The organism is Streptomyces sp. NPDC051064, from assembly GCF_044455985.1.
Classification (GTDB): domain Bacteria; phylum Actinomycetota; class Actinomycetes; order Streptomycetales; family Streptomycetaceae; genus Streptomyces.
Genome location: NZ_JBITFK010000009.1, coordinates 371,224 through 395,196, shown reverse-complemented (window position 1 = coordinate 395,196; position 23,973 = coordinate 371,224). Strand labels below are relative to the sequence as shown.

At 71.2% G+C, this 23,973-nt stretch carries 23 protein-coding genes; 17 read left to right on the top strand and 6 right to left on the bottom strand.

Annotated features, from left to right (window positions below):
* The first annotated feature begins 78 nt into the window (after window positions 1–78).
* The 5 genes from ACIBCU_RS30575 to ACIBCU_RS30555 all read left to right on the top strand — a co-directional run bounded on the left by ACIBCU_RS30575 (window position 79) and on the right by ACIBCU_RS30555 (window position 4,898).
* Window positions 79–909 carry a formylglycine-generating enzyme family protein gene (locus tag ACIBCU_RS30575; RefSeq protein ID WP_399235427.1) on the top strand — a complete coding sequence of 277 codons (831 nt, stop codon included), beginning with the start codon at window positions 79–81 and terminating at the stop codon, window positions 907–909.
* On the top strand, window positions 906–2,717 hold the full coding sequence (locus ACIBCU_RS30570) for a sulfatase-like hydrolase/transferase (protein ID WP_399235392.1): 1,812 nt from the start codon (window positions 906–908) through the stop codon (window positions 2,715–2,717). The genes ACIBCU_RS30575 and ACIBCU_RS30570 overlap by 4 nt, the downstream gene beginning before the upstream one ends.
* Before the next feature lie 125 nt (window positions 2,718–2,842).
* Window positions 2,843–3,808, top strand: a complete 966-nt coding sequence (locus ACIBCU_RS30565; protein ID WP_362929531.1) for a YihY/virulence factor BrkB family protein — start codon at window positions 2,843–2,845, stop codon at window positions 3,806–3,808.
* 78 nt (window positions 3,809–3,886) lie between these two features.
* A complete protein-coding gene (locus tag ACIBCU_RS30560; RefSeq protein ID WP_399235390.1) occupies window positions 3,887–4,369 on the top strand; it encodes a hypothetical protein in 483 nt (160 codons plus the stop codon).
* 166 nt (window positions 4,370–4,535) lie between these two features.
* Window positions 4,536–4,898 carry a DUF4180 domain-containing protein gene (locus tag ACIBCU_RS30555; RefSeq protein ID WP_399235389.1) on the top strand — a complete coding sequence of 121 codons (363 nt, stop codon included), beginning with the start codon at window positions 4,536–4,538 and terminating at the stop codon, window positions 4,896–4,898.
* A gap of 53 nt (window positions 4,899–4,951) precedes the next feature.
* Here the strand turns inward: ACIBCU_RS30555 and ACIBCU_RS30550 are convergent, their stop codons facing one another.
* Together ACIBCU_RS30550 and ACIBCU_RS30545 are read right to left on the bottom strand one after the other, a co-directional pair.
* On the bottom strand, window positions 4,952–5,491 hold the full coding sequence (locus tag ACIBCU_RS30550) for a MarR family transcriptional regulator (protein WP_362929537.1): 540 nt from the start codon (window positions 5,489–5,491) through the stop codon (window positions 4,952–4,954).
* Window positions 5,492–5,962: 471 nt separating this feature from the next.
* Window positions 5,963–7,330: an MFS transporter gene (locus ACIBCU_RS30545; protein WP_399235386.1), complete on the bottom strand. Its 1,368-nt coding sequence runs from the start codon at window positions 7,328–7,330 to the stop codon at window positions 5,963–5,965.
* A gap of 291 nt (window positions 7,331–7,621) precedes the next feature.
* On the opposite strand from ACIBCU_RS30545, the gene ACIBCU_RS30540 reads away from it, so the two are divergent.
* Genes ACIBCU_RS30540 through ACIBCU_RS30490 form a run of 11 tightly spaced genes read left to right on the top strand, consistent with a single transcriptional unit; the run spans window position 7,622 to window position 17,660 of the window.
* Window positions 7,622–9,103, top strand: a complete 1,482-nt coding sequence (locus tag ACIBCU_RS30540; RefSeq protein ID WP_362929543.1) for an aldehyde dehydrogenase — start codon at window positions 7,622–7,624, stop codon at window positions 9,101–9,103.
* Window positions 9,104–9,135: 32 nt separating this feature from the next.
* A complete protein-coding gene (locus ACIBCU_RS30535) occupies window positions 9,136–10,113 on the top strand; it encodes a VOC family protein (protein ID WP_362929545.1) in 978 nt (325 codons plus the stop codon).
* Entirely contained in the window at window positions 10,110–10,907 is a 798-nt protein-coding gene (locus ACIBCU_RS30530; protein WP_362929547.1) for an aspartate dehydrogenase domain-containing protein, read from the top strand. Before ACIBCU_RS30535 ends, ACIBCU_RS30530 begins: the two co-directional genes overlap by 4 nt.
* Window positions 10,904–11,689 carry an alpha/beta fold hydrolase gene (locus ACIBCU_RS30525; protein ID WP_399235383.1) on the top strand — a complete coding sequence of 262 codons (786 nt, stop codon included), beginning with the start codon at window positions 10,904–10,906 and terminating at the stop codon, window positions 11,687–11,689. The genes ACIBCU_RS30530 and ACIBCU_RS30525 overlap by 4 nt, the downstream gene beginning before the upstream one ends.
* 11 nt (window positions 11,690–11,700) lie before the next feature.
* On the top strand, window positions 11,701–12,222 hold the full coding sequence (locus tag ACIBCU_RS30520; RefSeq protein ID WP_361581382.1) for a cupin domain-containing protein: 522 nt from the start codon (window positions 11,701–11,703) through the stop codon (window positions 12,220–12,222).
* Complete coding sequence (locus ACIBCU_RS30515; protein ID WP_362929551.1) at window positions 12,215–12,970, top strand: SDR family oxidoreductase; 756 nt, start codon at window positions 12,215–12,217, stop codon at window positions 12,968–12,970. Before ACIBCU_RS30520 ends, ACIBCU_RS30515 begins: the two co-directional genes overlap by 8 nt.
* A gap of 19 nt (window positions 12,971–12,989) precedes the next feature.
* Window positions 12,990–13,778, top strand: coding sequence for an SDR family oxidoreductase (locus ACIBCU_RS30510; protein ID WP_362929553.1), 789 nt, complete (start codon window positions 12,990–12,992; stop codon window positions 13,776–13,778).
* A gap of 10 nt (window positions 13,779–13,788) precedes the next feature.
* On the top strand, window positions 13,789–15,414 hold the full coding sequence (locus ACIBCU_RS30505; protein ID WP_399235380.1) for a thiamine pyrophosphate-binding protein: 1,626 nt from the start codon (window positions 13,789–13,791) through the stop codon (window positions 15,412–15,414).
* A 38-nt stretch (window positions 15,415–15,452) separates the two neighbouring features.
* Entirely contained in the window at window positions 15,453–16,388 is a 936-nt protein-coding gene (locus ACIBCU_RS30500) for a PDR/VanB family oxidoreductase (RefSeq protein ID WP_399235378.1), read from the top strand.
* Between the two features lie 28 nt (window positions 16,389–16,416).
* Window positions 16,417–16,641, top strand: a complete 225-nt coding sequence (locus tag ACIBCU_RS30495; RefSeq protein WP_362929558.1) for a recombinase-like helix-turn-helix domain-containing protein — start codon at window positions 16,417–16,419, stop codon at window positions 16,639–16,641.
* Between the two features lie 2 nt (window positions 16,642–16,643).
* On the top strand, window positions 16,644–17,660 hold the full coding sequence (locus ACIBCU_RS30490) for a Rieske 2Fe-2S domain-containing protein (RefSeq protein ID WP_399235376.1): 1,017 nt from the start codon (window positions 16,644–16,646) through the stop codon (window positions 17,658–17,660).
* A 122-nt stretch (window positions 17,661–17,782) separates the two neighbouring features.
* On the opposite strand, the gene ACIBCU_RS30485 is transcribed toward ACIBCU_RS30490, so the two are convergent.
* Window positions 17,783–18,382 carry a MarR family winged helix-turn-helix transcriptional regulator gene (locus tag ACIBCU_RS30485; RefSeq protein ID WP_399235374.1) on the bottom strand — a complete coding sequence of 200 codons (600 nt, stop codon included), beginning with the start codon at window positions 18,380–18,382 and terminating at the stop codon, window positions 17,783–17,785.
* A gap of 42 nt (window positions 18,383–18,424) precedes the next feature.
* A complete protein-coding gene (locus tag ACIBCU_RS30480) occupies window positions 18,425–19,372 on the bottom strand; it encodes a methionyl-tRNA formyltransferase (RefSeq protein WP_399235372.1) in 948 nt (315 codons plus the stop codon).
* 244 nt (window positions 19,373–19,616) lie between these two features.
* Between ACIBCU_RS30480 and ACIBCU_RS30475 the strand changes: the two genes are divergently transcribed.
* Entirely contained in the window at window positions 19,617–20,972 is a 1,356-nt protein-coding gene (locus ACIBCU_RS30475; protein ID WP_399235370.1) for a lysine N(6)-hydroxylase/L-ornithine N(5)-oxygenase family protein, read from the top strand.
* A gap of 121 nt (window positions 20,973–21,093) precedes the next feature.
* Here the strand turns inward: ACIBCU_RS30475 and ACIBCU_RS30470 are convergent, their stop codons facing one another.
* Both ACIBCU_RS30470 and ACIBCU_RS30465 read right to left on the bottom strand, forming a co-directional pair.
* Complete coding sequence (locus ACIBCU_RS30470) at window positions 21,094–22,740, bottom strand: FAD-dependent oxidoreductase (protein WP_399235369.1); 1,647 nt, start codon at window positions 22,738–22,740, stop codon at window positions 21,094–21,096.
* Window positions 22,741–22,749: 9 nt separating this feature from the next.
* A complete protein-coding gene (locus ACIBCU_RS30465) occupies window positions 22,750–23,664 on the bottom strand; it encodes a diiron oxygenase (protein WP_362929570.1) in 915 nt (304 codons plus the stop codon).
* Between the last annotated feature and the right edge of the window lie 309 nt (window positions 23,665–23,973).

Below are 23,973 nucleotides of genomic sequence, written 5' to 3'. Positions count from 1 at the left end.
CGCCCCTGTACGGGCGGGCGGGGAACGGCCCTGCTGCCCCTGCCGTCGGCACGCCGCGCACCGGCGGCCCACCGGGCGATGGCCGAACTCCCCGGCGGCGTCTTCCGGATGGGCGACGCGTTCGGCGAGGGCTACCGCGCCGACCGGGAGGGCCCTGTGCGCGAGGTGCGCGTGGAGCCCTTCGCGATCGACACCGCCGCCGTCAGCAACGCCGACTGGGCGGCTTTCACCGAGGCCACCGGCTACCGCACCGACGCCGAGCGCTACGGCAGCTCCTACGTGTTCCACCTGCTCGTCCACCCGGCCGCCGCAGGCAGCGTCCTCGGCCGGGTGGCCGGGGCCCCGTGGTGGCTCGGGGTCTCGGGGGCGTCCTGGGACGCCCCCGAGGGGCCCGGCTCCGATCTCGCCGGACGGACGGACCACCCGGTGGTCCACATCTCCCACGACGACGCACTGGCCTACTGCGCCTGGGCCGGTGTCCGGCTCCCGACCGAAGCCGAATGGGAGTACGCCGCGCGCGGCGGCCTGGAGGGCGCGCGCTACCCGTGGGGTGACGAACTCACCCCCGGTGGCCGCGAGATGTGCAACACCTGGCAGGGCCGCTTCCCGCACCGCTCGGAGCGGCCCGGCGGCCGCACGGGAACCGTGCCCGTCACGGCGTACGACCCCAACGGCTACGGCCTCCACAACACCTCGGGCAACGTCTGGGAGTGGTGCGCCGACGCCTTCGGGCCGGGCGAACGCGTCATCCGCGGTGGCTCCTACCTGTGCCACGCCTCGTACTGCAACCGCTACAGGGTCGCCGCACGCTCCCACAACACCCCCGACTCCTCGACGGGCCACGGTGGCTTCCGCTGTGCCCGCGACCTCGCACCCGCCCCCGCCGCGGAAGGACGTACCCCTTCGTGAAGGCAATCATGGTGATGTTCGACAGCCTCAACCGGCACCTGCTGCCGCCCTACGGCGCCGACTGGATCCACGCCCCGAACTTCCGTCGCCTCGCCGAGCGCACGGTCACGTTCGACACCTGCTACGCGGGCTCGATGCCCTGTATGCCGGCCCGCCGCGAACTGCACACCGGCCGCCACAACTTCCTGCACCGCGGCTGGGGCCCGCTGGAGCCGTTCGACGACTCGATGCCCGAGATCCTGAAGCGGCACGGCGTCTACACCCACCTCGTCAGCGACCACCAGCACTACTGGGAGGACGGCGGCGCCACCTACCACGGCCGCTACAACTCCTGGGAGTTCTTCCGCGGACAGGAGGGCGACGCCTGGAAGGGACAGGTCGCCGAGCCGGAGATCCCCGAGGACCTGCGCACCACCCGCAACGACCTCTGGCGCCAGGACTGGGTCAACCGGCAGCACCTGGACAGCGAGGCGAAGCAGCCGCAGACCCTGACCTTCGACGCCGGGCTCGAATTCCTGCGGACCAACCACGCCGAGGACGACTGGTTCGTCCAGATCGAGACCTTCGACCCGCACGAACCCTTCTTCACCCAGGACCACTACAAGGACCTCTACCCGCACGACTACGAGGGCCCGCACTTCGACTGGCCCGACTACAACCGGGTCACCGAGACGGACGACCAGGTGCAACACGCCCGCTACGAGTACGCCGCGCTGCTCTCCATGTGCGACCACTCGCTGGGCCGGGTCCTGGACGCCATGGACGCCCACGGCCTGTGGGACGACACGATGCTCGTCGTCTGCACCGACCACGGCTATCTGCTGGGCGAGAAGGGCTGGTGGGCCAAGGTCGTCACCCCCTGGTACGACGAACTGGTCCACACCCCGCTCTTCGTCCACGACCCGCGCCGCCCGGACCGTGCCGGCAGCCGCGACGGCGCGCTCGTCCAGACGATCGACCTCGCGCCGACCCTCCTCGACTTCTTCGGCGTCGAACGGACCCCCGACATGCAGGGACGGCCGCTGCGCGAAGCTCCCGACGCCCGACAGCCGCGCGAATCGGCGCTGTTCGGAATGTTCGGCGGACACGTGAACGTCACCGACGGGCGGTACGTCTACATGCGGGCCTGCCATGACGACACCAACCAGCCGCTGTACGAACACACCCTGATGCCCACCCGCATCCGGGGCCGCTTCACCCCCGGAGAGCTGTCCGATCTGACCCTCGCCGAACCGTTCGGCTTCACCAAGGGCGTGCGCACCCTCAGGATCGCAGCCAACCCCTCACCACTGCTGGGGCCGCAGCGCTTCGGCAGTCTCCTCTTCGACCTGGCCACGGACCCTCAGCAGGAGAAGCCCCTCGTCGACGACGCTGCCGAACTGCGCATGATCAGGCTGCTGGTGGAGCGGCTGAAGGCGAGCGAGGCACCGCACGACCAGTACGAGCGTCTCGGCCTGCCGCAGGACCCCGACGAGGTGACCGAGGCCCACCTGCTGGTGGCCGCCCAGCGCGAGCGCGCCGAGGCGACCCGTGAACCGGCCGCCCGCTCCGACGAGTTCCCCGAAGGAGCCCTCAATCTCCGTACGCCTCTGGCGGAGCTGCTCGCCGAACCCGCCGCCACCGACGCGATCCGCCGGATCGTCCCAGGGCTGCTCGACACCGAGCTGCTGACCGTGCGCGGGGGCGGATCCCTTCTCCAGATCGCGGCCTTCGCCGGACACCCCGGGCGCGCCCAGCTCACCGCCCTGGCCGAGGAACTGGCCCGTCTCTTCCCGCGGCGGACGGACCACGGAGCCGTCCGACGATGACCACCCCGCCTCTGCCGTCCGCCCACGAGGTTCGCAGGTCCAGGGGCTGATGGCTCTGCTGTCTCTGCACGAACTACTGTGCGGGCGGGTCGGACAGCAGAACCGACAGTCGGAGGAGAGGTCTCATGGGGACAGTCGTCCATGTGCCGCAGACGCGGGACATGATCGGGGAGGAGCTCTCGGGGGACGAAGCTCTCAGCGCGCTGCGCCATTACGGCGGGCGCAAGCTGCTCCTCGACGCCTTCGCACGGTTCCGGTACGCCGACGGATTCAGCTTCGCGAGGTCCCTCGGATTTCAGGTGGTCGTGGGCATGGTGCCCTTCGTGATCGCGCTGGTGGGCGTGGCCACGACAGTGCACACCGAGAGCATCGGCCGCGTGATCGAGCTGACGCTCGGAAGGATCGTGCCCGGCGCCAGCGTGGAACTCGTGCAAGGAGCGTTGCGGGACACCCGCCGGAGCGCGGATTCCACGACGGCAGGCGCGCTGGCGATGTGGCTCGGCCTCGGCTTCGCCGTGCTCAATCTCGCCTCCGCGATGGGCCAGATCGAACGAGGCTGCAACCGCATCTACGGCATCGAGCGCGATCGCCCCTTCCTCGCCAAGTACGGTCGCGGGCTGCTGCTGGCAGTCGCCGCGGGGCTGCCGCTGATGCTGGGGTTCCTCGTGCTGGTCGCCGGCGAAGCCGTCGGGGACTCGGTGGTGGAGGCCCTCGGCTGGTCGCGGTCCTGGCTCGGCTGGTGGGATGTCCTCGAGATACCGGCCGGAACGGTCTGCGCCGCACTGGCCTCCGCCGTGATCTTCCGCTGGTCACCCCGGCGTGTGCAGCCCGGCTACACGTGGCTGGTCTTCGGCTCCGCCGTGCATCTGGTCCTGTGGGTCGCGGCCACCTGGCTGCTCACGTTCTACGTGGGCAAAAGTGGTTCGTTCGGTGCCGTCTACGGGCCACTGACCGCATTCGTGGCGCTGCTGCTGTGGGCCAACCTGACCGGCATCGTCCTGTTCCTCGGGATCGCGTTCGCGGCCCAACTGGAGGCCGCCAGAGCGGGTATCACCGAGCCCGTCCGGCCGGACCCCGGTCCCGGCACCTGAAGGCCGTCCGGCCGGAGCCCCTTCGTGTCCGGCGCCCGCCGGACGCATCGGTCGCGGCAGGCGGGGCAGGCGCGAGTCATGCAGGGAAGCGACGCACAGGCCAAGACGGACACGCTCCACGGCGCGCCCCTCCGTGGGCCGGACGACGTGGAACACCCCGCGCACCACGGTGGCGGGGGCCGCCACCGACTGCTCAGGCACCGCAAGGGCGACTGGCACCGGCGCATGCTCGCCTACAGCGAGGTCGAGCTGGTGCAGTCGCCCGGGTGGGGCGCCGGTGACACGCAGTGTCTGCTCCTGGTACACGTGCGCAAGGTGGTGGGCCACGTGGATTTCCGCCTCTGCGCTTCCTGCGCGGAGGCGGTCATCACCGATGTGCTCATCGAGAAGCAGTTCCATCGCAGCGGGCTGGCCACCAGGGCGCTCTCCCACCTGCGAGCCCGGTATCCGGGAGTCGTCTGGCGCACCACGCTCGACCGACGCGGGACGCGCGACCTCATGCGCCGGATGCGGGTGCCGAGGCGGGCCGAGGGCAGCCGGTGCTCCCACGCGAACGACTGACGGCCGGCCCCGGCTCATCGCGGGCCCGACGAGCCCCCTTCCGCGCCGAGCGAGCGCCGTCTCCGCGCCACTCGGACACCTGGCGCGGGTCTGCCGGTCTCGCCCGTCGCAGCAACGGCTCCGGCGTCGCCCGCTGCTCGTCCCGACACGTCTAGTCTGGTCGCCCATGAGCACCTTGCAGACCATCCATGACGTGCCCGTCCTGATATGCCCCGCCCAGGGCGAGACCATCCGCGGGGAGAGGGAGGCCCTGGATCTCATCGGTGACGCGGGCTACCAGGGCGCCCGGTGGGCCGTCATCCCCGTCGGGCGTCTCGACGAGAGATTCTTCCGGCTGGAGACCCGCGTCGCGGGCGACATCGTCCAGAAGTTCGTGCAGTACGGCGTGGGACTGGTGGTGCTCGGCGATGTCTCCGGCCGTACGGAGGAGAGCTCCTCACTCCGGGACTTCGTCCGCGAGTGCAACCGGGGGACCCAGACCTGGTTCGTCGCCGACGACGACGAGCTGTGCGAGCGGCTGAAGGGCTGAAGGCCCGGACGGCGACGTTCGGGCGGGGAGGGAGAGCCATGCCGGCCCGGAGGTCATTCCGCCGCGCCGGCCCGCTCCTCGTCGGCGTCGAGGATCGAGATCTCCAGCTTGCGGAGCAGCCGCGCGAGCTGCCGGCGCTCGGAGGGGGAGAGCCCTCCGAGCATCCGGTTCTCGTTGTCCAGGTGCTCGGTGAACGCCGTGTCCACGGTCGCGAGGCCCTTCTCCGTCAGCCGGGAGTAGACGACCCTGCGGTCCTGGGTGTCCCGCTCGCGGACGATGAGGCCGTCCTTCTCCAGGCGGTCGATCCGCAGGGTCACCCCCGCCGACGACACCAGCCCGGAGTCGGCGAGCTGCCCGGCTGTCAGCCGGTAGGGCTCCCCGGACCTGCGCAGCGCGGTGAGGACGTCGAAGCCCGCGACGGACAGGCCGTGCCGCTCGATGGATTCGGTGAGTCCGGTGCTGTAGCGCAGGAAGGAGCGGTGGAGCCGGGCGAGGACCTCGAGCGGGCTCGTGTCCAGCTCCGGCCGCTCCCGCGCCCAGTCCTCGACCACCTTCGCCACGGCGTCCTGGTCCCCAGGCCTTGATGCTGCCATCTCATCCCCTCGTACGGCGTCGGCCGGCGTCCCCCCCGGCTTCTCACGGCACTGAGAATCTTACCGCTGAGGTGATGGGAGGATCAGCCGCGGGACCGCCGCCTCGCCGCCCTGACCAGCACGACGGCGAAGAGCACGGCGGCCGCGGGTACGGCGGGATGTCGAGGTCGGTCCGCACGTGCACCCGGGTGCCGTCGGGGCCCTCGGTCAGGGTCGCGGTCACCGTCGCGGACGCGGTTCCCGCGCCCCGGGTCTCGCTGCCGCTGAGGTCGAGGTGCATCGAGCGAGCGGTCTCGTCGCGCGTGACGGTGCCCTCGCGTGACCCCGAGGTCGTTCATCGGGCTCGCGGTGAAGAGTTCGTCCATGTCGAGGTCGGGGATCTTCGAGGAGGTGGGCACCAGGTAGTCCATGTAGGTGCCGGTCCTGTAGCAGTGAGCGCTGCTCCGGGCCACCGGCCCCGAACCGGTGTGATCAGGAGTTGAGTTCCTCCAGCGTCCTGCCCTTGGTCTCGACCGCGAACCACGCGATCACGGCGCCCACCGCGCCCACGACGGCGAGCTGCGCGAAGACCAGCCCCAGTCCGCCGCCCGCCCCCATGACCGCGCCGACGGCCACCGGGCCGAGGATGACGCCGCACCGGTTCCACAGGCCACCGAACGCCGCGCCCTTGGCCCGGTTGGACGTGGGGTACAGCTCGGGGGAGTAGAGGTAGAGCCCCGCGTTGATCGCGTACAGGAAGAACGTCGTGCAGGAGGCGAAGAGGGCCACCTGGCCGCCCGAGGTCGCGCCGGCGAGCGCCAGTACGGCGAGTGAGAGCACGGTGCCGACGAAAGCGCCGATCAGAGCGGGCCTGCGGCCGATTCGGTCGATCAGCATGGCCACCACGAAGGTGCCCAGCAGGCCGGTGACGTTGCTGACCAGGGTGTAGACGAGCGCCGTGGTGAGGTCCAGGCCGAACTCCTTCGTGTAGAGGGAGGGCAGCCAGGTGGAGATGCCGTGGTTCACGTAGTACGCCACGAACCAAAGCCCCGACAGGACCGCCGTACGCCGCAGATAGCGTCCCCGGAACAGGTCCATGAGGGTGCCCTTGGGCTCGTCCGGCGTGTCCACGGACGGAGTCGGCGCGGGGAGCTCCTCGGAGGTCGCGCGGGCGACCTCCGCCTCGATCCGTGAGATCGCGGCCTCGGCCTCGGCCGTACGTCCACGGGACAGCAGCCAGCGCGGGGACTCCTCGACGTGGCGCGGCAGCATCGCGGCGATCACCACGGGAAGCGCGCCCACGAGGAACATCGCGCGCCAGCCGAAGGCCGGGACCACCCAGACGGCGAGCAGGGTGGCGGCCGCCAGTCCGGCCGGGAAGATCATCTCGTACAGCAGGACGAAGCGGCCCCGCTTGTCGGACCGGGCGATCTCGTTGATGTACGTCGCCGCGACCGGTACGACGCCGCCGATCCCGAGGCCCTGGAGGAAGCGGAAGAGCGAGAACGTCTCGATGTTGCCGGAGAAGGCCACGGCGAGGCTGGCGAGGCCCGTGACCCCTACCCCCAGGGCGACGGTGCGCACGCGTCCGATGCGGTCGCCAAGCCAGCCGGCGGCGAGGGCGCCGAGCAGCATGCCGATGGAGGCGGAGGTGACGGCGAAGGTGGCCTGCCCGGTGGACAGGTGCCATTCCTTCATCAGGACGGGCAGTGCGGACGCGGCCAGCAGCTGGTCGAACGCCTCGAAGAAGGTGACGGCGCCGATCAGGAACCGGACCTTGATGTGCCAGCGCGAGTGCGGCAGTCGTTCGAGTCTCGCGGCGATCGAGCCGAGAGCGGGCTTGCCGGCCACAGTCGTCATGGAGGGGTCCTTCCGCGGGCAGATGAGTTGCGGAGACAGTAGGGGGCTATACCTAAGCGGTCAATAGTTAAGAGCTTAGGAAGATTGCTCCCCGCGACTCGGCCACCATCATCGATCGCATGGAAGTGGTGCTCAAGACCTCCCGGGCAACGATTTCACCTCAGGGTCTTGTGTCGAGAAACTTAAGCGCTTAGATTTCTAGCGCTTCGGCAGTCCGGTGGCGGCAACCCAACGAGCCTGTCCGCACCCGGAGTCCACCCCCTTTCCGCCTCGTCCGGAGGTCCACCCGTGATGCAGTTCCCCACCGAAATCCTGATCGCGGGCCAGTGGCGGCGCGGTGCGGGCGAGCCCGTCGACACGGTCGACCCGGCGACCGGCCGCGTACTCGCCACCGTCCGCTCCGCCTCCGCGGACGAGGTCGCCGAAGCGGCCGAAGCCGCGGCGCAGGCCGTGGCGGACCCGGCCTGGCGCGACCTGCCCGCCCATGAGCGGGCCCGGCTGCTGCACCGGATCGGCGAGCTCACCGAGCGGGCCGCCGACGAGCTCTCCGCCCTGCAGACCGCCGACACCGGCAAGACCCTCACCGAGACCAGGGCCCTCGCGCTCAGCGCGGCAGGCACCTTCCGCTACATGGCGGCCGTCCTGGAGACGGCCGAGGAGTCGGTGACCCCGTCCCGGGGCCCGTACGTCACGGTGAGCACGCACGAGCCGATCGGCGTCGTCGGCGCGATCAACCCCTGGAACTCCCCGGTCGCCAGTGACGCGCAGAAGATCGCTCCCGCGCTCGCCGCCGGCAACGCGGTGATCCTCAAGCCCGCGGCCTGGACCCCCCTGGTCTCCCTGGCGCTCGGGCGGATCGTCTTCCAGGCGCTCGACGAGTTCCGGCTGCCTGCCGCACTGCTCTCCGTGCTGCCCGGCAGCGGCCGGGTGGTCGGCGACGCCCTGGTGCGCCACCCCCTCGTCGGCCGCATCGGGTTCACCGGGGGCACGGAGACCGGGCGGTCCATCGCCGAGACCGCCGCCCGGAGGCTGATCCCCGCCTCACTGGAGCTGGGCGGCAAGTCGCCGACGATCGTGCGCGCCGACGCCGACATCGAACAGGCCCTGGCCGGCGTGCTGTTCGGGATCTTCTCGTCCAGCGGCCAGTCCTGCATCGCCGGATCCCGGCTCTTCGTGGCACGCGAGATCTACGACTCCTTCGTCGGTGAACTCGTCGAGAGCGTACGCAAGCTGCGCGTCGGCCCCGGCACCGATCCGGCCACCCAGGTGGGCCCCCTGGTGCACCACCGCCACCGCGACTCCGTCGCCGCCTACGTCGACCTCGCCCGGTCCGAAGGGGCCCGCGTGCTGTGCGGCGGTGCGGCCCCCGAGGGAGAGCTGTACGAGGACGGGGCGTACTACCTGCCCACCGTCCTCGACGGCCTCCCGAACACCTCGCGCACCTGCCAGGAGGAGATCTTCGGTCCGGTCCTGGTCGCCCTGCCCTACGACGACGAGGACGACCTGGTCCGCCAGGCCAACGACTCCGTCTACGGCCTGGCCTGCGGGATCTGGACCCGCGATCTGCGCGCCGCCGGGGCGCTGGCGCGCCGGATCGAGGCCGGAACCGTCTGGATCAACACCTACAAGCAGTTCAGCGCCTCCACCCCCTTCAGCGGGTGGAAGGACAGCGGCCTCGGCACGGAGAAGGGCCGCGACGCGATCCGCGCCTACCAGCGCCAGAAGTCCCTGTACTGGGGCATCTCGGACCACCCGCTTCCGTGGGCCAACTGACCCGGCACACCTGCCAGTCCTGGAGGGACCCCATGCACCCGATACCGCCCGGTCCGATCGCCCGGCTCCGCTCGCTCCGCTACGTCGAGCTGCACACCCCGGCCTTCACCGAGGCCGCCGACTTCTACGAGGACGTCTGGGGCCTCGAGACCGTCGAGTCCGACACCGGCGCCCGCTGGCTCCGGGGCACGAGCGACGAGCACCACGTCCTGCACCTGACCGAGCGGGACCGGGTCGGCCTCGGCAGGATCGCCTTCGCCGTCGCCACACCCGCCGAGGTCGACGAGGCGGCGCGCCGCCTCGAAGCCCGCTCTCTGGTGCCCGTCACCGGACCCGGCCCGCTGGACCAGGCCGGCGGCGGCTACGGACTGCGGTTCACCGACCCCGAGGGCCGCCTCATTGAGATCAGCGCCCAGGTCGACGCCGTCGTGCCGCGCGGCAGGGACGGCGCCGTCCCCGTCGGAGTGACGCACGCCGTGCTCAACACGACCGACATCGACGCCGCGGTCGCCTTCTACTGCGACGTGCTCGGGCTGCGCGTCTCCGACTGGTCCGAGCACCAGATGGCGTTCCTCCGCTGCAACAGCGACCACCACTGCATCGCCTTCAACCAGGCGGAGTGGACCTCGCTCAACCACGTGGCCTACGAGATGACCTCGGTCGACCACTTCATGCGGGGTCTCGGACGGCTGCGGCACCACGGCATCACCCCCCGGTGGGGCCCCGGCCGGCACGGCCCGGGGAACAACACCTTCTCCTACTTCACCGACCCCTCCGGTCTGGTCTGCGAATACACCTCCGAGGTCGCCCAGATCGTCGAGGACGCCTGGATCGCCCGGGTGTGGCGGCGGGTCCCCGAGCTCTCCGACCTGTGGGGGACGGCCGGCGCGCCGTCGAAGGAGATCCGCTGCAGCATGGCCGGCTCCCCGGACCCCGGCCCTCTCGCCACCCCCGACGCCCAGGGCGCCGGGCCGCTCGTTCCCGTAGACGCCCAGGAGGCCACCGCATGAGCACCGTACGCAAGGTCGCCGTCGTCGGCTGGGGCGCCATCGGCCGCGTCGTCGGCACCGCGCTCGCCGAAGGGCGTGTGCCCGGCGCCGAGCTGGTCTGCGTCGTCGACAACCGCCCGCTCGGCGAGGCCGCCCCCGTGCGGCAGGCCACCTTCGAGGAGGCGATGGAGTCCTGCGACCTCGTCGTCGAGGCCGCGGGACAGGGCGTCGTACGCGAATGGGGCGAGCGGGTCCTCGCCTCCGGCACCGACCTGCTCATCGCCTCCACCGGCGCACTGACCGACGACGAGCTCACCAAGCGGCTGCTGGCGGCCGGCCCCGGCCGGGTGTACTTCACGGGCGGCGCCGTCGGAGGACTCGACCTGCTCCAGGCGGTGCGCACCCTCGGCCCGCTCGACGAGGTCCGGCTGACCACCACCAAGCTGCCCTCCACCCTCGAACAGCCTTGGATGGACGAGGAGTTGCTGGAACGCATGCGGTCGGCGACCGGCCCGGTCGAGGTCATGTCCGGGACCGCCCGCGACGTCCCGGTCAAATTCCCCAAGTCGACGAACGTGGCCGCCTCGGTCGCGCTGGCCGTCGGCGACCTGGACGCTGTGCGGGTCCAGGTCGTCGCCGACCCGGCGGCGCACCACACGCGGCATGTGATCGAGGCGTCCGGCGGCCACGGCTCCTACCGTTTCGAGGTCGCGCACCTGCCCGACCCCGTCAACCCGGCCACCAGCCAGGTGGTGCCGTACGCCGTGCTGCGCAGCCTCGCCGCCCTCGCCGGCCGGACCGGGCAGATCCTGTGAGCGCCGCCCACGTCCACGTCGAGGAGGCGGGCGACCACGGACCGCTGCTGCTGTGCCTGCACGGCATCGGATCGTCCTCGGCCGCCTTCGCCCCGCAGGTCGCCGAACTCTCCGCATACGTACGGGTCGTGGCCTGGGACGCCCCCGGGTACGCCAAGTCACCCGACCCCGCCGCGCCGATGAGCCTCGACGACTACGCGGACGCGGCGGCAGCCCTCATCCGGGAGCGCGCCACCACCGCCCACGTCCTCGGCGTCTCCTGGGGCGGTGTGATCGCGCTGCGCCTCGCCACCCGGCACCCGGAGCTCGTCGCCTCACTGATCATCGCCGACTCCAGCCCCGGCTCGGGCACCGACGAGGCCAAGGCGGCCGGCATGCGCGCCAGGGCCGCCGACCTCGCCGAGCTGGGCCCCCGCGCCTTCGCCGAAGCACGTGGCCCACGGCTGGTGTCGCCCGACGCGCCGGACGAACTGGTGGCCCGCGTCGTCGACACCATGGCCGCCTCGGTACGCCTGCCGGGCTACGCCTACGCCGCCGAGTCCATGGCCTCCGCCGACCTGCGCGCCGAACTCCCCTCGATCGCCGCCCCCACCCTCGTGCTCTGCGGCGAACAGGACCGGGTCACCGGAATCGAGGCGAGCCAGGCCGTCGCCGGGGCCATCCACAGGACCGCCTACGTGATCGTCAAGGACGCCGGTCACCTGGCCAACCAGGAGCAGCCGGGCCACTTCGACGCCTGGGTGCTCTCCCACCTCCGCATCACCGCGGCCATCCCCGAATAGGAGCCTTCACCATGCCCCTGACCACCGACGCGTACGACAACGGCGACGACCTCTCCGCGTACACCGACTCCCTCATCGCCACCAAGGCCTCCCGGGTCGCCGACTTCGACACCCTGTCCTTCCAGGAGAAGGCGGGCCCGCAGTTCCGCCGCGGACAGATCCGCTACGTCGGCTCCGGCGCCACCGGCAACCACGAGAGCGACAGCCGGATCCTCCCCTCCGGCGGCTTCACCTTCTCCAACATGCTGCTGCCGCCCGGCGCCGAGGGCCCGGCCCACACCCACCACGACGTCGAGGAGGCCTTCTTCGTCCTGGAGGGCGAGGTCAAGGTCGGCATCCACCGCGGCGCCGACGAGGCCGAGTACCGCACCCTGGGCTACCGCGACATGATCGTCGTCCCCGCCGGTGTCACCCGGTCGCTCAAGAACGAGGGCGACACCGACGCCCTGTTCTGCGTCGTCATCGGTACCCGGAAGCCGCAGGTGCCGACCTACCCCGAGTACTCGCCGATGCACGGCGTCACCCGTGGCTGACCAGCCCCCGGCAGGCCGGCGCACCGTCGTCGTCACCGGAGCGGGCCGTGGCCTCGGACTGGCCATGGCCCGCCGGGCGGGCACCGACGGCTTCCGGGTCGTCCTCGCCGAGCTGGAACACGAGCGGGGCGAGCACGCCGCGGCCGGCCTGCGCGCCGAGGGGATCGACGCCCACTTCGTACGCTGCGACGTAGCCGACCCCGCCTCCGTGGAGGCGCTCGCCGACGCCGTTCGCGAGCTCGGCCCGCTGTACGGCCTGGTCAACAACGCGGCGCTCGCCAACGGCGTGGGCGGCAAGGAGTTCCAGGACATCGACATCGAGGTGTGGGACCGGCTGATGGCGGTCAACGCCCGCAGCCCCTGGCTGGTGTCGAAGGCCCTGTACCCGCTCTTCACCGAGCCGGGCCGGATCGTCAACCTCGCCTCGGACGCCGCGCTCTACGGCTCCCCGCGCCTCGCCCACTACATCGCCTCCAAGGGCGCCGTCATCGCGCTGACCCGCGCCATGGCACGCGAAGTCGGAGACAGGGGGATCACCGTGAACGCGGTGGCCCCCGGCCTCACCGAGTGCGAGGCGACCGAGACCGTGCCCGCCGAACGGCACGACCTCTACCGCATGAACCGGGCCATCTCCCGCCCGCAGCAGCCGGACGACCTCACCGGGATCGTCTCCTTCCTGCTCGGCGAGGAATCCCGCTATCTGACCGGACAGGTGATCGCCGTCAACGGCGGCTTCACCATGAACTGAACCGCAGGAGACACGAGTTATGGATCTGGGCCTCGCCGACCGCACCATCGTGGTCACCGGCGGCAGCTCGGGCGTCGGCCTGGCCACGGTCCGCGCCCTGCTCGACGAGGGCGCCCGCGTCGCCACCTGCGGCCGCGACGCCGGCCGGCTCGCCGAGGCGGCCGCCGGCCTCGGCGCCGCGAACGGCCGCCTGCTGACCGGCGTCTGCGACGTACGGGACGCCGACGCGGTGTGCGGCTTCGTCCGCCGTGCCGCCGAGGAGTTCGGCGGGATCGACGGGCTGGTCAACAACGCCGGACAGTCCCGCATGAAGGGACTCGACGACTCCACCGCCGAGGACTGGCGCGACGAACTGGAGCTCAAGTTCGCCGGGGTGCTGAACCCCCTCCAGGCGGCGCGCCCCCATCTGGCCGCGTCCGGAGCGGCGAGTGTCGTCAACATCAACGCGGTCCTGGCCAAGCAGCCCGAGACCCGGCTGATCACGACGAGCGCCGCACGCGCCGGCATCCTCAACCTCTCCAAGTCCCTGTCCGTCGAACTCGCCGCCGACGGCATCCGGGTCAACTCCGTCTGCCTCGGGCTCGTCGACACCGGCCAGTGGACCCGCCGCCACGCGGCCGCGGACTCCGGCCTGTCGTACGAGGAATGGCAGACGGAACTCGCCGAGGACCGGGGCATCGCGCTGGGCCGCCTCGGCCGGGCCGAGGAGGTCGCGTACGCGGTCGTCGCCCTGCTCTCGCCCCGCGCCTCCTACATCACCGGCACCAGCATCGACGTCTGCGGCGGCGTCGGCCGCTCCATCCTCTGAGGAGACCACCATGCGTCACGACAACGGAGGCGATCTCCTCGTCACCGTCCTGCGCGAACTCGGCATCGACACCGTCTTCGGCATCGTCAGCGTCCACAACCTGCCGCTCGTCGAAGCCGTCGACCGCGAGCTGCGCTTCGTGCCCGTGCGGCACGAGGCATCAGCCGTCAACGCCGCCGACGCCTACGGCCGCGTCCGGGGCTCCCTCGGCTGCGCCCTGACCTCCACCGGCACCGGCGCGGGCAACGCCGCCGGATCGCTGATCGAGGCGCTCAGCGCGGGCAGCTCCGTGCTGCACGTCACCGGTCAGGTGGAGAGCGAGTTCCTGGGGAGCGGCCGGGGATTCATCCACGAGACCAAGGACCAGCTCGGCATGCTCCAGGCCGTCTCCGCGTACGCCGCGAGCGTGCCGGACGCCACACAGGCGGGCCGGATCCTGCGCGAGGCGGCCCGCTCGGCCCTGACCGCGCCCGGCGGCCCCGCCAGCGTGGAGTGGCCGATCGACCTCCAGTACGCCGCGCAGACCGACGAACCCGCCGAGTACGCGGAGAGCGCCCCGGTGGCTCCCATGAAGGGCGAACTCGCTGCCGCGGGAGTCCTCCTGGCCTCCGCCCGCCGCCCGCTCGTCTGGGCCGGCGGCGGCGCGAACACCGCCCGCGGCGAGCTGGCCCGGCTGCTGGAGGCGACCGGCGCCGGACTGATCACCTCGAACTCCGGCCGCGGCAGCGTCCCCGAGGACCACCCGCAGGTCATCGGGAACTTCGCCACCACACCGGCGGTGCGCGCCCTCCTCAAGGACGCGGACGTCCTCCTGACCATCGGCACGCACTTCCGGTCGAACGAGACCGCGGACTACACCCTGGAACTCCCCGGGGCCCACATCCAGATCGACGTCGACGCGGCTGCCCTCGGCAGGGTCCACCCGGTCACCCACGCGCTGCACGGTGACGCGGCGGGCGCCCTGACGGCCCTGGTTCCGCACGCCGTGACCGCCGAGCCCGGCTGGACGGACCGCGTCGGAGCCGTACGTACCGAGGTACGCGCGATCCTGCACGACAACATCGGCCCGCAGGCCGCGATCTGCGACGCGATCCGCGCCGCTCTTCCCCGCGAGGCCGTCGTCGCCCGCGACGTCACCATCCCCTCCAGCAGCTGGGGCAACCGGCTCCTGGAGATGTACGACCCGAAGGACAACGTCTTCCCACGAGGCGGAGGCATCGGCCAGGGACTGGGCATGGGCATCGGCGCGGCGCTCGCGCGGCCCGGCACGCCCACCGTCGTGATCGCGGGCGACGGCGGACTCGCCGTCCACCTCGGCGAACTCCTCACCCTCGCCCAGGAACGGCCCCGTCTGACCCTGATCGTCTTCAACGACGGCGGCTACGGAGTCCTCCGCAACATGCAGGACCACCACAGCGAGCGCCGCTCGGGGGTCGACCTCACCACCCCCGACTTCGAGCTCCTGGCCCGCGCCTGCGGCCTGCCGTACGCCCGCATCTCCGCCGAGGAGCACGCGGGCCCGGTGCTCGACGAAGCCATCGCCTCGGACGGCCCCACGCTCGTCGAGGTCGACCTCGACACCCTCGGCCCGATGAAGAACCCGTTCACCCCGCCCGTCAGGATCCCGGGCCAGTAACCCGGCCGACCGAACCGCCGGCAAGGAGGCAACAGACCATGAGCGAGGATTCGCTGCGGCTGACCGTCCGTCGTATGACCTGGGAGGCCGAAGGCGTCCTGTCCGTCGAACTGACCCACCGTGACGGCAAACCCCTGCCCGCCTGGACCCCCGGCGCGCACCTCGACGTCCACGCCGGCGGCCAGGTCCGCCAGTACAGCCTGTGCGGCGACCCGCACACCCCGGACGTCTACCGCATCGGTGTACTCAACGAACTCGCTTCGCGAGGCGGTTCACGTTTCGTGCACACCCAGCTGCGGCCGGGCCAGGAGATCACGGTCTCCGGGCCGCGTAACCACTTCGTGCTGGAAGACGTTGACTCCTACGTGTTCGTCGCCGGCGGAATCGGCATCACCCCACTGCTGGCGATGGCCCGGGAGGCTGCCCACAGGGGAGCCCGGTGGCGCATGGTCTACGGCGGCAGGAGCAGGGCCTCCATGGCGTTCACCGGCGAACTCGCCGCGCTGGGCGGCGATGTCACGCTCGTCCCGCAGGACGAACAGGGTCACATCGACCTGGACTCCGCGCTCGCCGGGCTGCCCGAGGACGCCCTGGTGTACTCCTGCGGGCCCGAGCCTCTGCTCGCGGCCGTCGAACAGCGCTGCCCCGCGGACCGGCTGCGCCTGGAGCGGTTCGCCGCGCCGACGGTGGAACGCACCGGCGACGACGAGGCGTTCGAGGTCGAGTGCCGCACCTCCGGGACGACGCTCACCGTCGGTGCCGGGACCTCCGTCCTGGAGGCCGCCGAGAGCGCCGGCCTCACCGTGAACAACTCGTGCCGCGACGGCATCTGCGGTTCCTGCGAGACCCGGGTGCTCGAAGGCACGCCGGACCACCGTGACTTCCTCCTCAGCGAGGCCGAACGGGCCGCGAACACCACGATGATGATCTGCGTCTCGCGGTGCGCCTCCGGCCGGCTCGTCCTCGACCTCTGACACTTCCCCCGCACTTTCAGGAGACACCGTGACCGACACCTGGCCCTACCTGGACGTCCACCAGTCCCGTACGCACGAGCCGACCCCCTACGAGTGCACACTCGCCGCCACCCTCGAAGAGGTCTACACCCGCGAGGGCCACGAGCTCGCCGACGTCGTGCGCGGGCTCAACGCCCGCCAGGTCCACGCCGCCGACGGCAGCCCGTGGACCGAGGAATCCTTCCGCGCCGAGATGAACCGACTGGGAGCCTGACCATGACGCTGTCGTCCTCCGCCACCGCGGACCACATCTACGCCACCGGTCTGCGCAACCAGTGGCACCCGGTCGTCCCCTCGCACTTCGTGGCCCCCGGTGCGATGCGCAAGGTGACCGCGCTCGGCGAGCAGTGGCTGCTGTTCCGGCGCTCCGACGGCATCCTGTCGATGCTCGCCGACCGCTGCCCGCACCGCGGTGCCCCGCTCTCGCTCGGCAAGCACCTCGGTGACCGGGTCGCCTGTTGGTACCACGGCGTCGAGGTCGAGTCCGACGGCACCGTCTCCTCCGTGCCCGGGCTGCCCGGTTGCAGCCTGGAGGGCAAGAAGCTGGTGACCTCGCTGCCGGTGCGCGAGGTCGCGGGCGCGATCCTCGCCTACTTCGGGGACGAGGAGCACCCCGAGCCCGTCGAGCTGACCCTGCCGGAGCCGCTGACCGACCCCGGCGTGGACGCGTTCCTCTGCTACGCGGAATGGGACGCGCCCTGGCGGTACGCCGTGGAGAACCTGCTCGACCCCATGCACGGCGCGTTCCTGCACCACGACTCGCACACCATGTTCGACGGCGACACGACGGCCAGGTTCCGCATCCGGGAGACCGACCGCGGCTACTTCTTCGAGAAGACCGACCAGCGCGGCGTCAACTTCGACTGGGTGGAGCTCTGCCGCACCGGAGTGGACTGGGTCGACCTCTCGATCCCGTACCCGCCGTCGGCCGGTCCCGGTGGTCCCTTCGGCATCGTCGGCATGGTCTGCCCGGTGGACGAGCGGCGCAGCGGCGTCTTCTTCTGGCGCTACCGCCGTGTCGAGGACTGGCAGCGCGCCTCCTGGCGCTTCCTGTACCGGACGCTGATCGAGCAGCGCCACTGGGACGTCCTGGAACAGGACCGCGTCATGCTGGAGGCCATGCCGGCGGACGCCGACCAGCAGGAGAACCTCTACCAGCACGACCTGGGCGTGGTGCGGCTGCGCCGCCTCTACCGCGCGGCGGCCGAGGCGCAGTCGACGGCCGGAGCCTGAGGGACCGCCCGTACGTCCCCGTGACCGCAGCGGCGAGCGCCACCGCCGCTGCGGTCACGTGCGCACGGGCAGCGCCGCGGCGAAGTCCTGCTCGTCCTGGATCAGGGAACAGGGCGTCCACCTCACCGAGGGGGGCGGGAGCCCATGTGCCGAAGGGTGCCGGGATGCGTGTCATGCCCGCCGTCCTCCCCCGATCCCCGCGGTCCGGCGACGGTGTCCGTGGGGCCGTCGGCCGCCCGGTCCCGTTCCAGGTGCGAGTGGACGCGGCGCAGCAGGGAGGCGAACAGTTCGCGTTCCTCGGGGCTCAGCGGGGCGAGCAGGTCCGCCTCGGTGGCGGACACCTCGGCGTCGAGCCGTGCCAGTGCGCGTCTGCCCGCCGCTGTCAGGGCGACCTCGATCCGGCGGCGGTCCGAGGGGTCGCGGGCGCACACGACGTATCCGGCCGCGTCCAGGTCCGTGACGGTCCTGGTCAGATCGCTCTGGTTCATGTCCAGTCGTGAGGCGAGATCGCCCTTGGACAGCCTGCCGGTCTCGTCCAGCATGGCCAGGATGGTCAGGTGCCACAGCCGCAGCCCGTGAGCCGTCAGCGTGGCGGTGAGGCTGCGGCGTGCGGCCTTGCCCGCCGCGTACATGAGATAGGCGTTGAGGCTCAGCACGCCCGTCGGCGTCACGCCCGCGGCCCGGGGCCCGTGCGCCGTCCCCGGCACGCTCGGCTGGTGCATGGTTCGTCCTGACGTGACGACGGCCGGCAGGAGACCGGGAGGTCAGGGCCGGCCGGTGAGGTAGCCGCCCATCGAGGTGAAGTACTCGGCCGCGGGAAGCTCCTGGCCGTCCTCCGTACGCACCCGGGTGACGGCCAGACCGCGGTTGCGGCCGGTCCGGGCGTCCGCCCCGGCGACGATCACCATTCCGTCGCCCTCGCGGTAGAAGATCCTTCCGGGCGTGCCGCCGTAGCGACCCTCGGACACGACCGCCGTCACGATCTCCAGACGCCTGCCCCTGTGGTGGGTGAACGCGCTGGGGTACGGGGCGGACTGCGCACGCACGAGCCGCGCGAGGTCCTCGGCCGGCCAGTTCCAGTCGATGCGGATGTCCTCCTCGGCGCGCTTGTGGAAGAAGCTCGCCAGGGACCGGTCCTGCCGGGTGAATTCCGTGTGTCCGGAGGCGATGAGGTCGAGTGCCTCCGTGGTGACGGGGGCGATGAGTTCGACGGTCCTGTGGAACAGGTCCGTCGCCGTGTCGGCAGGTCCGACCTCCACCGCGCGCTGCACCACGATGTCGCCGGCGTCGAGTTCGGCGTCCATCATGTGCGCGGTCACGCCCACCTCGCGCTCACCGTTGATCAGTGCCCAGATCAGGGGCGAGAAACCCGCGTACTTCGGGAGCAGCGAATCGTGCACGTTGAGTGTGCCGTGCCGGGGGAGCCCGTAGATGTGCGGGGGAATCCACGTACGCCAGTTGTTGGCCACGATGATGTCCGGCTCCGCCTCCTTGAGACGGGTGAACAGCTCCTCGTCGTCGGGCCGGTTGCGGATCAGGACGGGCACGCCGTTCTCCTCGGCGAGGTCGGCGACCGAGTCGCTCCAGATCTTCTCGTACGCGTGCTCGCTCCTGGGATGCGTCACCACCAGCGCCACGTCATGTGCGGAGTCCAGGAGAGCTCGCAGGGTCCGGTGCCCCCAGGTCTGATAGCCGAACATGACGACCCGCACAGGTTCCTCCTCGGAACGACGATGACGCTTAGTAAAGCAAGGCTAACCTAAGCATGCAATGCCTATCGCTTCAGGGCGAGTTGACTGCGGATCACCCGGTGTCCGTCCGGATTGCCCTGTCGACAGAGTGCAATGATGAGGTTAGCTTTACCTAAGTTTCACCCCGGCTGCCGCTCAGTCGGTGTGCTGTGTTCCGCTTTCCCCACGTCCGCCAAAGCGGCTGCCCCCGCCCGATGGGAGTGACATGTCACAGGCTTCACCCGACGACGCACCACCGGTCCACGACCTCATAGGAATCGGCTTCGGACCGTCCAATGTGGCCATGGCGATAGCGCTCACGGAGCGCAACGAACGCGTCGGCAGGCAGCAGGCCGTCACCGCTCACTTCTTCGAGAAGCAGCCGCGGTTCGGCTGGCATCGCGGGATGCTGATCGACGACGCCACGATGCAGGTGTCCTTCCTCAAGGACTTGGTGACGCTGCGGAACCCGTCGAGCGAGTTCAGCTTCCTCTGCTACCTGCAGAGCCAGGGGCGTCTGGTCGACTTCGTGAACGGCAAGAGCCTCTTCCCGCTGCGGGTCGAGTTCCACGCCTACTTCGAATGGGCCGCCGCCCGGGTGGACGACATGGTGTCCTACGGGCACGAGGTCACCGATGTCCGGCCGGTCGTGCACGAAGGTGTCGTGGAGTACGTGGACGTGACCTCCCGTTCGGGGTCGGAGACCGTGGTCCACCGGGCGCGGAACCTCGTGATCGGCACGGGCCTGCGGCCGCAGATGCCCGACGGGATCAAGCGTACGGACCGGATCTGGCACACCTCCGACCTGCTGGCCCGGGTGGACGGCCTGGACGGGGCCGAGCCGCCGTCCCGCTTCGTCGTCGTCGGGGCGGGTCAGAGCGCGGCCGAGAACGTGGCCTATCTGCACCGCCGCTTCCCGGAGGCCGAGGTCTGCGCGGTCTTCTCGCGCTACGGCTACAGCCCCGCCGACGACAGCGGTTTCGCCAACCGGATCTTCGACCCGGACGCGGTCGACGAGTACTTCACCGCCCCGGACGAGACCAAACGCAGACTGATGGGCTATCACGGCAACACCAACTACGCCGTGGTGGACATCGACCTCATCGACGACCTCTACCGCACGGCCTACCAGGAGAAGGTCCTCGGGACCGAGCGGCTGCGCTTCCTCAACGTCTCCCGGGTCGTCGACGCCGTCGAGACACCCGACGCGGTCCGCACCACGGTCGAATCGCTGGTCACCGGGGAACGGACGACGCTGGACGCCGATGTGGTCGTCTACGCCACCGGCTATCTGCCCGCCGACGCGCTCGGCCTGCTCGGCGACATCGCGGAGCACTGCCTGCTCGACGACCAGGGGAGGGTCCGTGTCGAGCGCGACTACCGCGTGGCGACCGATCCCGGACTGCGGTGCGGCGTCTATCTGCAGGGCGGCACGGAGCACACCCACGGCATCACGTCGTCCCTGCTGTCGAACACCGCGATCAGGGTCGGCGAGATCCTCGACTCGGTCGTGGAGCGAGGGCAGAGGGACGCGCCCGGCCGGCCTCACGACGCGGTCGGAGGGGTGGGCGCTCCTCTCTGAGGCGGGCTCCTCCCGGGCTGGTCCTCCGGGGCGGGTACGGTCCTCCGCCCCGGCCGTTCGCGCCGGCCTTACGTCCCCGCCACCCGGCCCGCCGGTGAAGCCGACGGGCCGGGACGGGTGTTCAGCCCGGGATCCGCGACCGGCCGCCCCGCGCCGCGGCCACCAGTTCGGGCAGCGTCGCCAGCTTGACCCGGGGACGGCCGTCGCGGCGCCCCCGGGCGAGCTCGGCACGCTCGATCTCCGCCAGGCCACGGGCGTCCACGATCCGCCGGTTACGGCGCCGCACGAGGCGCTGGAACGCCTTGGCCCCCTGCTTCGGCGTGGGCAGAGAGCCGCCGACAGCATCGTCGAGCAGCGTGCCCACGGTCTCGGCGGCGCAGGTCCGGTTGGCCCCGATGCCGCCCGAGGGGCCGCGCTTGATCCATCCCACGACGTACGTCCCCGGCCGGCCCGTCACCCGGCCGCCGTCATGCGGAACGGTGCCCGTCGCCTCGTCGAACGGCAGCCCGGCGACCGGCAGTCCACGCTGACCGACGGCCCGCAGGAGCAGCCCGGCCGGTATCTCCCGGCCGTCGTCGCCGCTCACCCGCACCGCGCGGACACCGCCGTCACCGAGCGCCTCCACCGGCGCGGAGTGGAAGCGGAACACGATACGGCGCCCCGCGGGCGGCGGGCGCGACCAGTCCACCTCCTCGCGGGCGACGTCCGCCAGCAGCGCGGCCCTTTCACCGGGCTTCGCCGCGTCGATCGCCGCACCGGTCCTCGGGTCGTGGCCGTCGACGACCAGCTCCACACCGGGCAGGTGCTTGAGCGCGAGGAGCTCCGACCTGGTGTACGCCGCGCCCTCGGGTCCCCGCCGCCCGAGCAGCACCACCTCGCGCACCGAGCCCGCGCGCAGGGCCTCCAGCGCGTGGCCGGCGATGTCCCCGGCCGCCAGCGCGTCGGGGTCCGAGACCAGGATCCGCGCCGCGTCGAGGGCCACGTTTCCGTTGCCGACCACGACGACCCGCTCCGCGGACAGGTCCACGGCGTCCGGAGCGACCTCGGGGTGGGCGTTGTACCAGGAGACGAACGTCGTCGCGCAGATGCTGCCGGGCAGGTCCTCGCCGGGTATCCCGAGCCGGCGGCCGGCCGACGCGCCGACGGCGTAGATCACCGCGTCGTGGTGTGCGGCGAGTTCCTCCGGAGTGATGTCCTTGCCCACCTCGAGGCCGAGGCACATACGCACCCTCGGATGCGTGTGGAACCTGGCGAACGTGTCTCCGGCCTTCTTCGTGGACAGGTGGTCGGGCGCCACACCGTAGCGGATGAGCCCGCCCGCGACCGGCAGCCGGTCGATCAGCGTGACCTCGGCGCCCGTGTGCAGCAGCAGGTCCTCGGCGGCGTACATCCCCGCCGGTCCCGTGCCCACGACCGCGACCCGGAGCGGCCCGAAGTCCGACGGCAGGCTGCGGTCGAAGGACGGCTCCCCCCACACGTGGAAGTTCGGCCCCCCGGGGGCCGGCGCGGGCTCCCGGTCCGCGAAGTACGCCGCGTTGAGAGGGCCGTACTCCTTCTGCGAGGAGGGGAGACTGTCCACCGGGAAGACGGCCTCCACGGGGCAGGCGTCGGCGCAGGCGCCGCAGTCGATGCAGGACTTCGGGTCGATGTACAGCATCTCCGTCCGGCCGAAGTCCGGTTCCTCCGGGGTCGGGTGGATGCAGTTCACGGGACACACCGAGACACAGGTGGCGTCGCCGCAGCACGTCTGGGTGATGGCGTAGGTCATCTCGTCCGCTCAGATCAGATGGGCACGCTTGTAGAACGCCAGGGCGGGCTTGGTGAGCAGCCGGGCCGAGGCCAGGAACTCCATGAGGCCCGAACAGCTCGAGCGCATCATCGACTTGTGGTGCTCGTTGGCCTTCGCCTCGCCGAGGGCGCGCTTGCCGTCGAGTCCGGCGTTGGCGTAGACGTCCTTGTTCACCATGCTGGTGACGATCACGTACGACGCGATCGCGATGACCAGTGCGTTGATCCGCCGTCGCACCGGGCCCGCGCCGCTGAGGTGCTTGCGGGTCTCCGCGCGGGCGAACTTCATGTGCCGGGATTCCTCGACGACATGGATGTTGTTGATGGTGCGCACGAAGGGCACGACCCGCTCGTCCCGCATCCAGTCGCGCTGCATGACGTCGAGGACCTCCTCGGCGACGAGGATCGCCGCGTACGCCGCCTCGCCGAACGCGAGCGTCTTGAACGCCCGCCCGAGCTCCACCGCGAGCCGGTGCGGCCGGTAGGGCGGGGCGCCCAGCTTCTGCGCGCCGCGGGCGAACATGATCGAGTGCCGGCACTCCTCGGCTATCTCGGTCAGTGCCCACTGGACGTCCGCGCTGGTGGGGTCCTTCGCGTAGACGTCGCGCAGGACCATCTGCTGGAGGATCATCTCGAACCAGATGCCGGTGCTGGCCACCGAGGCGGCTTCCTGGCGCGTCAGTTCCTTGCGCTGGTCCTCGGTCAGCTCGCCCCAGTACGCGGTGCCGTACAGGGTGCTCCACTCGGGGCTCGCACCGTGGAAGTCCTTGTCCAGCGGTGTGTCCCAGTCGACCTCCGTGGCGGGGTCGTACGCCAGCGTGGCCGCCGAGTCGAGCAGGCGCCGGGTGAGATGGTCCTCGGGCGGCCGGTCTTCGGCATCCGGCCGAACAGTGCTGCTTGCCATGGTGCGGCTCCTCGGTTCGTCAGTGATGTTCCTTGGCGCTGTCACATGTGCGATGCCGGTGACGGGCCGTCATATGCCGGACTGCCGACCGGAGATGGCGGCAGCCGTGAGCAAGGGACCGGCGCCGGGCCCGGCCGGACGGCCTTCCGCCCTCCTTGTTAGACGGAAGGTATAGCAAGGCGGCCGGGTGGGCCTACCCCCCGGTAAGAAATGTGTGCGCATCCCCGCGACATCTCCTCTCGCGTGCCCGTGCGCACGCGTTCCTGTCCGCCGGCGCCACGGGCGGGGAAGAGGTGTCTGTTCGTGATG

Bases quoted from the DNA above. Each gene is read 5' to 3' on its own strand.
- ACIBCU_RS30575 (WP_399235427.1), top strand. From the start codon at position 79: ATGGCCGAACTCCCCGGCGGCGTCTTCCGGATGGGCGACGCGTTCGGC.
- ACIBCU_RS30565 (WP_362929531.1), top strand. From the start codon at position 2,843: ATGGGGACAGTCGTCCATGTGCCGCAGACGCGGGACATGATCGGGGAG.
- ACIBCU_RS30560 (WP_399235390.1), top strand. From the start codon at position 3,887: ATGCAGGGAAGCGACGCACAGGCCAAGACGGACACGCTCCACGGCGCG.
- ACIBCU_RS30555 (WP_399235389.1), top strand. From the start codon at position 4,536: ATGAGCACCTTGCAGACCATCCATGACGTGCCCGTCCTGATATGCCCC.
- ACIBCU_RS30550 (WP_362929537.1), bottom strand. From the start codon at position 5,491: ATGGCAGCATCAAGGCCTGGGGACCAGGACGCCGTGGCGAAGGTGGTC.
- ACIBCU_RS30545 (WP_399235386.1), bottom strand. From the start codon at position 7,330: ATGACGACTGTGGCCGGCAAGCCCGCTCTCGGCTCGATCGCCGCGAGA.
- ACIBCU_RS30540 (WP_362929543.1), top strand. From the start codon at position 7,622: ATGCAGTTCCCCACCGAAATCCTGATCGCGGGCCAGTGGCGGCGCGGT.
- ACIBCU_RS30535 (WP_362929545.1), top strand. From the start codon at position 9,136: ATGCACCCGATACCGCCCGGTCCGATCGCCCGGCTCCGCTCGCTCCGC.
- ACIBCU_RS30530 (WP_362929547.1), top strand. From the start codon at position 10,110: ATGAGCACCGTACGCAAGGTCGCCGTCGTCGGCTGGGGCGCCATCGGC.
- ACIBCU_RS30520 (WP_361581382.1), top strand. From the start codon at position 11,701: ATGCCCCTGACCACCGACGCGTACGACAACGGCGACGACCTCTCCGCG.
- ACIBCU_RS30510 (WP_362929553.1), top strand. From the start codon at position 12,990: ATGGATCTGGGCCTCGCCGACCGCACCATCGTGGTCACCGGCGGCAGC.
- ACIBCU_RS30505 (WP_399235380.1), top strand. From the start codon at position 13,789: ATGCGTCACGACAACGGAGGCGATCTCCTCGTCACCGTCCTGCGCGAA.
- ACIBCU_RS30500 (WP_399235378.1), top strand. From the start codon at position 15,453: ATGAGCGAGGATTCGCTGCGGCTGACCGTCCGTCGTATGACCTGGGAG.
- ACIBCU_RS30490 (WP_399235376.1), top strand. From the start codon at position 16,644: ATGACGCTGTCGTCCTCCGCCACCGCGGACCACATCTACGCCACCGGT.
- ACIBCU_RS30485 (WP_399235374.1), bottom strand. From the start codon at position 18,382: ATGCACCAGCCGAGCGTGCCGGGGACGGCGCACGGGCCCCGGGCCGCG.
- ACIBCU_RS30475 (WP_399235370.1), top strand. From the start codon at position 19,617: ATGTCACAGGCTTCACCCGACGACGCACCACCGGTCCACGACCTCATA.
- ACIBCU_RS30470 (WP_399235369.1), bottom strand. From the start codon at position 22,740: ATGACCTACGCCATCACCCAGACGTGCTGCGGCGACGCCACCTGTGTC.
- ACIBCU_RS30465 (WP_362929570.1), bottom strand. From the start codon at position 23,664: ATGGCAAGCAGCACTGTTCGGCCGGATGCCGAAGACCGGCCGCCCGAG.